General features: G+C 44.6%; 7 protein-coding genes and 1 pseudogene. 3 read left to right on the forward strand and 5 right to left on the reverse strand.

What is annotated here, in order from left to right; genetic code table 11:
* The first annotated feature begins 180 nt into the window (after positions 1-180).
* Positions 181-795 carry a molybdenum cofactor guanylyltransferase gene (locus PX481_RS21915; RefSeq protein WP_288024686.1) on the forward strand — a complete coding sequence of 205 codons (615 nt, stop codon included), beginning with the start codon at positions 181-183 and terminating at the stop codon, positions 793-795.
* Here PX481_RS21915 and PX481_RS21920 read toward each other — a convergent pair.
* Positions 748-2,013: a DnaJ domain-containing protein gene (locus tag PX481_RS21920; protein ID WP_002761231.1), complete on the reverse strand. Its 1,266-nt coding sequence runs from the start codon at positions 2,011-2,013 to the stop codon at positions 748-750. The two genes, PX481_RS21915 and PX481_RS21920, sit on opposite strands and share 48 nt — an antisense overlap.
* A 105-nt stretch (positions 2,014-2,118) precedes the next feature.
* Between PX481_RS21920 and PX481_RS21925 the strand changes: the two genes are divergently transcribed.
* Complete coding sequence (locus PX481_RS21925; RefSeq protein WP_002737956.1) at positions 2,119-2,670, forward strand: ferric uptake regulation protein; 552 nt, start codon at positions 2,119-2,121, stop codon at positions 2,668-2,670.
* Positions 2,671-2,674: 4 nt separating this feature from the next.
* Here the strand turns inward: PX481_RS21925 and PX481_RS21930 are convergent, their stop codons facing one another.
* From PX481_RS21930 to PX481_RS29865, 4 genes are all read right to left on the reverse strand, one after another.
* A complete protein-coding gene (locus PX481_RS21930; RefSeq protein ID WP_046663438.1) occupies positions 2,675-3,097 on the reverse strand; it encodes a SufE family protein in 423 nt (140 codons plus the stop codon).
* Positions 3,098-3,295: 198 nt separating this feature from the next.
* Complete coding sequence (locus tag PX481_RS21935; protein ID WP_002761227.1) at positions 3,296-3,643, reverse strand: type II toxin-antitoxin system PemK/MazF family toxin; 348 nt, start codon at positions 3,641-3,643, stop codon at positions 3,296-3,298.
* Positions 3,644-3,646: 3 nt separating this feature from the next.
* A complete protein-coding gene (locus tag PX481_RS21940; RefSeq protein ID WP_043999250.1) occupies positions 3,647-3,862 on the reverse strand; it encodes a hypothetical protein in 216 nt (71 codons plus the stop codon).
* A gap of 107 nt (positions 3,863-3,969) precedes the next feature.
* Positions 3,970-4,350, reverse strand: coding sequence for a PEP-CTERM sorting domain-containing protein (locus PX481_RS29865; protein WP_353852215.1), 381 nt, complete (start codon positions 4,348-4,350; stop codon positions 3,970-3,972).
* Positions 4,351-4,924: 574 nt separating this feature from the next.
* Here PX481_RS29865 and PX481_RS21950 point away from each other — a divergent pair.
* Positions 4,925-5,157, forward strand: a pseudogene (locus PX481_RS21950) (DUF3782 domain-containing protein); the annotation flags it as partial.

The raw sequence follows: 5,157 nt of genomic DNA on the forward strand, positions 1-5,157 counted from the left end.
AGGGTGTGGGGTGTGGGGTGTGGGGTGTAGGGTGTGGGGTGTGGGGTGTGGGGTGTGGGGTGTGGGGAGTTTTCTCAGTGAACTGATAACTGATAACTGATAACTGATAACTGACTCCTGACTCCACCAACAAACTTTTTGCCGCAAACCCTACTTAGGCAGAGGAGAATATAAGTTATTATGGGTGATTTTCCGGCTTTAACGGCGTTAATTCTGGCTGGTGGTCAAAGTTCCCGTATGGGACGAGATAAAGCATTGTTATCTTTTCAGGGTCTCTCTTTTCTAGAGAATACTTGTTTAATTGCCCAAGATTGTGCGGTGCAAGTGTCTGTGATTACGCCTTGGCCAGAACGTTATGAACTGATCATTCCCCAATACTGCCGGATAATTAAGGAACCGCTTCCCACTAGGGGGCCTTTATTGGCCTTTGCCTTGGCATTAACTTTTGTATCAACCGATTGGGTTTTATTGCTCGCTTGCGATTTACCTTTACTAACGCCTCCAATTATGCAAGAATGGTCAAGATTATTAGCCACTGTACCAGAAAATGCCATCGCTTTGGTTCCCCGCCGCGGCTCTCGTTGGGAGCCTCTCTGTGGTTTCTATCATCGTCGTTGTTTAGAATCTTTGCAGACTTATATTCAGCAAGGGGGAACTTCTTTTCAAAAATGGTTAAATGTCTCCGTGGTGGAGGAATTAATCATCGATAATTCCGAGATTTTATTTAACTGTAATACCCCGGAAGATTTAGAGATAATAATAAACTCCCCAGATGTTGACAGTAAGAAACCCTAGCACAAAAGGGAGTAAAAGTAAAGAGATCGGCCAAGGAATGTTGGATAAATGGCGATAACCATAGTAGAGCATTCCGGTTAGATAACCGCCGGTTACACCGATAATTGCGCCGACAATATCGCCATTTATGGATAAATAGGAAGTGAGCAAAATGACGAGGGAAAAGGGCAAAATTATCAAGCCACCTAAAAATATATCGCCGGTGAGACTACCATATTTATTACTTAATTTTCTGCCTAACCAACTAGATAAAGTCAGAATAATAAAAGGAAATACTGCCCAGCCTAATAACAGCAAAAAATCAGATTTAACTGTCCAGTTTTGCCAAGTAAAAGCGATGAAAAAACTGCTGATGATTGCTGCCAATACACCCGTAGCCAAAGCCTGATTACGGTTAAGCTTTAAAAAAGCCTCTGCTAGACCGGTCTTGGGTTTGAGCAAAGATGAGCAAGAGATTTTCAGCAAATTAAAAACAATAAAAAGAGTTTTTGACCACTTGATCGATTGCCGTTGTCGATAACTTTTATGAGGGTCTCTTAATTTATTTGCAATGGCATGATAGCGGCGAAAATTTCCCTGTTGCTTGAATTTCTTGGCCGCTATTTGGAAATCCTTTCGTGCTGCCGGCAGTTCCGAGAGTTCCTCTAGAGCCAATCCTCTTTGATAATAGAATTGGGGGTTATCTGGGTCAATGGCGATTGCTTTTCTATAAGCTTCTAGGGAGGATTGGGTGTAACCGAGTCGTTGACGCGATAAACCGAGGTAATAGTAAGCTTGGGAACAATCGGGTTTTAACTGCAAAACTTGCCGACAATCGCTTAAAACTTGCCGATCCTGCTGATTATGGTAGTAAACTTCCGCCCGTTGCAGATAGGCCTGCCAAAATTGCGGATTAATTGTGATCGCTTGCTGGTAAAATGCGATCGCTAGTTGATAATTTTTCTCTTGAGCGTAGTGCCATCCCTGTTGATAAAAATCCTCGGCACTGGGGTTAAAAGTGGGTATTTCTGGGGATAAACTGCGATCATACTCTTTTCTTTGACTTTTATCGCTCAAAACCCGATAAGCTTGTTCAATTTCCCGAAATTTTGTCACTGCCTCTGGATCATTGGGATTATAATCGGGGTGATATTGCCGGGCCAGACGACGAAAAGCGGCTTTTATCTGATTATTACTGGCATTACGGGGAATTTGCAGGATTTCATAGTAATTTTTCATACTCGAATGCGGGGGGAATTTTCAACTACTGAAAATTGTTGCCAATGGCTCGCCGAAACGACTATCATTGTCAATTAAATAGCTTTTATTGAGAGTCGATCGCTTATGTCTGCCTACACTGCTTCCTCCCTGAAAGCGGAACTCAACGCGCGGGGGTGGCGCTTAACTCCCCAGCGAGAGAAAATTCTGCACGTTTTCCAGAATTTACCGAAAGGCAATCATCTCAGCGCCGAAGAATTGCAGGAATTGCTGGACAAAAGGGGGGAAGGAATTAGTTTATCGACAATTTACCGCAGTGTTAAACTGATGTCGCGGATGGGAATTTTGCGGGAGTTGGAATTGGCCGAGGGTCATAAACACTACGAACTCAATCAACCCTATCCCCACCACCATCATCATTTGGTCTGTATTCAGTGCAATAAAACCATCGAATTTAACAATGATTCCATTCTCAAACACAGTCTCAAACAGTGTGAGAAAGAGGGTTTTCAGTTAATTGACTGTCAGTTAACGGTGATGGCCATCTGTCCGGAAGCTTTGCGGATGGGTTGGCCGTCGGGAATACCGAGTAATTGGGGCTGCACGCGTTCGCTGGTGGATACTCGTTTCCAAAACTGCGAGATTCCCGAATCAAAGGAACCGGAACCAGAAAACTAGACATCTAAGCGGACATTCCCAACTGAAAACCGAGAGCTTTTTTCTGCATTAATTGGAAAATATTATAAAATCCGTTGGCGCGGGAAGGGGTAAGACTGACTTTTAAACCGGTTTCTTCGATAAAATCCGGGGTGACTTGCAGGATTTCTGTGGGAGTCAGTCCATTTAAACCCTCGATTAACAAAGCAACTAAACCCTTGACTAATTGCGCGTCGGAATCCCCTTTGTACCAAACCTGGCCATTTTCGAGGTCGGCAGTGATATAAACTTGGGATACACAGCCATGAACTTTATTAGCGGGTATTTTGGCAGATTCTGGTATTGGTTCTAGTTTTTTAGCAAAAGCTAGTAATTGTTCGTATTTTTGCTTAGGATCGGTACGACGTTTGAGGCGTTCGACGATGCGATCGAGATTAGACGGGAGCATATTGCGAGTTAAAATAGGAAAAAATTAGCCAATAGCTTTTTTATATTAGCATTCTTGCGGAAGTTGCGCGCTGTGGTTATCGCTGCCAGGACTACCTTGGTCAGAGCGCCTCGAGGCTATCTGCTAGAATTGGCATCAATGAAATACCACCCTTGCAGGAGCTATGGATAAACGCCGTACCAAAAATATAAAATCTCCTTACAATCCTAGGCAATATCGGACTGCCGTTTCAATTTCTTGCATTTTTTCTTCGGATAGTTTCCCAACTGGTGCCGAGGGGAAGCGATTTTTATCAATTGAACGAATTTGAAACCCAAGAAAGACTATTTCTAAAGGAAGCCCACTTTCATCAGTCGAAACGCGAACATTAGTCGGATAATCTTGGCGAATATTTTCTCCTTTCGTCCCCACCACTACCATCACCACTAAGGGTAACTGATTGATCACATCAATAGATAATACTAAAACTGGTCTAGTTCCTGCTTGCTCTTTTCCTTGAATCGGGTTAAGATTAACGAAATAAATTTCACCTCTTGCGATAGTCATTTTCTACAAACCGTCCATTTCAGAGAACATAAACTCCTGATTAATGGTAGCTATTTCTCCTAAAATATCCACATCATCTGCCATTATTTGCAATTGCTCTTCATCAATTAATTGAGTTTCTATTGTCAATTTTACTTTAGTATTCGGCTTAAGATTAAAGGTTTCAGTAGGATAAAAAGCTTCTCCATTGAAAATAGCAGTAATTTTTTGATTCATCATTTCTGTACCAACATAAATCAAGCTTCTCTTACTTGATGATACCAAATAAAGTATCGAAAACCTCCGCTTCGAGAGAGGAAACCCTCGCCTCCTCTCCCTTGTAGGTATTACTTCCGCGCTTTGCGGACGGTACCCCCTAGCATTAATCCGCCCAAGGTGATAAAACCGAGAAGGCTAGAGGGTTCCGGGGTGGCTGCGGGGGGAGCGGTGGGAACCGCCAGCACCGAAGAGATACCGTACACCGGGAGGAAATTATTGGACGGCTCGGCACCGGTATTGACCCACCGAAAATCCACGACCAGTACATTAGTACCGAGAACGAAGCCTACGAATCCACGGACAGACACCGCCCCTAGGGAACCTAATTGAGAACCAGGGCTCGTCCCGTCCTGAAGAGTCCCAGTCCAGACAGCAGTCCCGGGAGTCCCAGCAATTGATGTACCGGATTCCGTGACATTAATGGGATATCCGATAAAGCCATCCCACAAGTCCGTGTAAGACGTGGCAACCAGCGCCCCATCCAAACGATAGATCGGGCGCGAGGTATCCGTTGCTTGAGTCTGAGTATTGACTCGTGCATTCACAGCGCTCGTCGAAGCGATCGCCGTCCAGCTAATCGATAATGGGTTAAATCCCGCCGCAGTCAACGCCGTATTGAGAACAGAAGAGCCACGCGCCGCATTCTGAACGAAAGTATTGTAATCCGCGATATCGCTCGAAGTCGCATCTCTGGTTCCACTGGTAACAAATACCAAGCGATACTCAGACCCTGGTGGAAGGGAAGGGAGAAGGATTGCCGCTTCTGCAACGCCAGAGATGCCTAGAGTCGCAAGGGCAACTCCTGATAGGATGCCGATAATGGGTAGTTTCACGTAAAATTGTTGTAAGGATTATGTAAGTTTTGGAACAAAATCAAAAATTCCAACTAAACCTTACCCCCCCCGCACATTTGTCAAGTCTTTTACACAATTCTTAATATTCCTTTCCGTTTTGCTCTCTCGCTTTCGTCCGGCTTCTCGACGGAATCGCTAAAATGATCAGGGGTGTTTTAGAGGCAAGTCTATGAGTGAACCAGTAACTCTTGAGGATATTTACCAGCTATTCCGCGCTTCCGCCGAGGAATATGATCGCCGGGCTGCCCAATCCAAGGCGGAATATGATCGCCGGGCTGAGGAATATGATCGCCGGGCTGCCCAATCCAAGGCGGAATATGATCGCCTGGTTGCCGAATCCAAGGCGGAATATGATCGCCATAGAGTCGAAATAGAGAACCTCCTGGCCGAATCTAAACTAGA

This window comes from Microcystis sp. M53603_WE2, assembly GCF_030065435.1.

Coding starts and splice junctions, on each gene's coding strand:
- PX481_RS21915 (WP_288024686.1), top strand. CDS start 181: ATGGGTGATTTTCCGGCTTTAACGGCGTTAATTCTGGCTGGTGGTCAA.
- PX481_RS21925 (WP_002737956.1), top strand. CDS start 2,119: ATGTCTGCCTACACTGCTTCCTCCCTGAAAGCGGAACTCAACGCGCGG.
- PX481_RS21940 (WP_043999250.1), bottom strand. CDS start 3,862: ATGATGAATCAAAAAATTACTGCTATTTTCAATGGAGAAGCTTTTTAT.
- PX481_RS21935 (WP_002761227.1), bottom strand. CDS start 3,643: ATGACTATCGCAAGAGGTGAAATTTATTTCGTTAATCTTAACCCGATT.
- PX481_RS21920 (WP_002761231.1), bottom strand. CDS start 2,013: ATGAAAAATTACTATGAAATCCTGCAAATTCCCCGTAATGCCAGTAAT.
- PX481_RS21930 (WP_046663438.1), bottom strand. CDS start 3,097: ATGCTCCCGTCTAATCTCGATCGCATCGTCGAACGCCTCAAACGTCGT.